2 protein-coding genes are annotated in these 1,975 nt (G+C 52.9%); both read right to left on the bottom strand.

The features are described from left to right. Positions 1 to 83 precede the first annotated feature (83 nt). Positions 84 to 1,013, bottom strand: a complete 930-nt coding sequence (locus NTZ04_03695) for a YidC/Oxa1 family membrane protein insertase (protein ID MCX5991419.1) — start codon at positions 1,011 to 1,013, stop codon at positions 84 to 86. A gap of 13 nt (positions 1,014 to 1,026) precedes the next feature. Beyond that, a partial coding sequence (locus NTZ04_03700) for a PQQ-binding-like beta-propeller repeat protein (protein MCX5991420.1) occupies positions 1,027 to 1,975 on the bottom strand: 949 nt, incomplete at its 5' end.

Consider the following 1,975-nt stretch of genomic DNA (forward strand, 5'->3'; position numbering starts at 1 on the left):
GTCTTCGCGCTTACTTCCAGACTCTCCATGCTTCATATCCTCCGGGTTACAGATCGCATCAAAGCTGACAGGACCACATGCCCCTAGTCAGTCTTGTCACTCTTCTTCTTGTCCGCTTGTCTTGCCCTGGCACGGCTCAGGAGACCACCCAACCCACCCCCCCCGCTTTTCGCCCCTTCGGTCTCAGATTCCGACTCAACGTCTCTTGTCGTCCCCTTCACTTTCTCAGACTTTCCATCCTTCTTCGTCCCTGCTGCCGGTGCAGGAGCTTTGGCAAACAGGCCACCCCATCCGTAAACGAAATACTGAATCACCATCATGACAAGACTGGTCACCAGGAAGTACAGTCCGAGTCCGGCTGGAAAGGTGATAGTCATGAAGGCCATCATCAGCGGCATCATGATCTGCATCATGGTGTTCATGGACTGCTGCTGAGGATCGGTGCCGGGTTGAGTTATCATTTTCTGTGATACCCACTGCGTCACCCCTACCAAGACAGGAAGGACAAAGTAGGGATCGCCATTCCCCGCGAGATTGAGCCACAGGAAGTGACCGGAGATGGGCAACCCCTGGCTGACAATACCCCATGAGTAGAGGTTCTGAGACAGACCGAGAAAGTCCTGAGGTGTTACTGCCAGACCCTGGATTATGGCTCGGTAAAGGGCGATGTAAATCGGCAATTGGATGACTGTTGACAGCAGCATGGGTGAGGACAAGCATCCGAGGGGGCTGATGCCGGCTTCTTTGTATAGCTTCATTGTCTCCTGCTGCAGCTTCTGAGGGTTCTTGGCGAGCTTCTTCTTCAACTGCTCCAGCTTCGGCTTGATAGCGTTCATCGTTTCTGTGGTCTTCTTGCTGCTCCGCAACTGCATCAGTGTCAAGGGCAGCAGAATCAAACGGATTATGATAGTGAGCGCTATGACGCCGAGGCCGAAGTTGCTGAACAGGAAATGGGTGAGGACTAGCAGGATATTCAGGATGGGTTGAAGCAGAATGAGGTTCAAGAATCCCAAGTCAATGCCTCAATCACTTGATCACGTCGGTTCGGAATTTCCAAAGGACCTCTTTGGTTGACAACTCGAATGCATAGAGTGTGTGAGTCCCATTCTGAGAATGGAAGTAGACTATTCCCTTAACCGGGTCGATGTAGAGGGGCGCCAGAATTGGAGAAAGCGGCTTCTTGGGCTTGTCGGGCAGTTCCACTATCTCCTCGGTTTTGGCATCTATGGCATACGCGGACACATCCTTGGCTTCAGCATCAATGACGTATATGCTGCCATCCTGTGAGCCGACAACTATGAGTCCGTCCAACAGAACAGGCGGTGAGTACACCATCCCTCCGGTTGGATACGGGTCGTGGACTTCCTCCGCCACATTCTCAGCATGAAGGACATAGACTTTATGGTCAAGATTTCCAACCCAGATTTCGCCGTTGTGGACCAGGGCCTGGGTCCAGAACCAGTTGCTCGCTCCTTCAAAAACGCTACTAGCGTCCCGCGTTAGATCAGATGGGCTACCATTCTCTCGGGCATTAGCGGCCAGGCGCTCTTCTTCCGTAGCGGCGTCGACGGAGTAGAACTTTCGATCACAGCCACCTATGTAGACCTTCCCCTTTGCGACTAGAGGAGTGGACATGATAGCCGCTTTCGTCTCGAAACGCCATATCTCATTGCCGGACTCGGCATCTATGGCGTAAAGGTTATGGTCTGCAGAGGCGACGTACACAACGCCGTTGGTCACAACCGGGGTTGACCAAATCTTGCCTTCCGTCTTGAAATACCATTTCTCTTTCAGGTCGAGGCTCAGCGCGTACAGCTTCCCATCAGTACTCCCCACGAAGAGGGTGTCTCCATCTATGACCACGCTGCCAACAATCGGGCCACCCGTCTTAAACTTCGTGCCACTGACTTCACCGTTGGTCGTGACGTACAGCACATTGCCGTCGTAGGCCCCAATATACACTTTCCCATTCTTG

The organism is Chloroflexota bacterium (genome assembly GCA_026389585.1).
Classification (GTDB): Bacteria; Chloroflexota; Dehalococcoidia; order UBA2247; family RBG-13-53-26; genus JAPLHP01.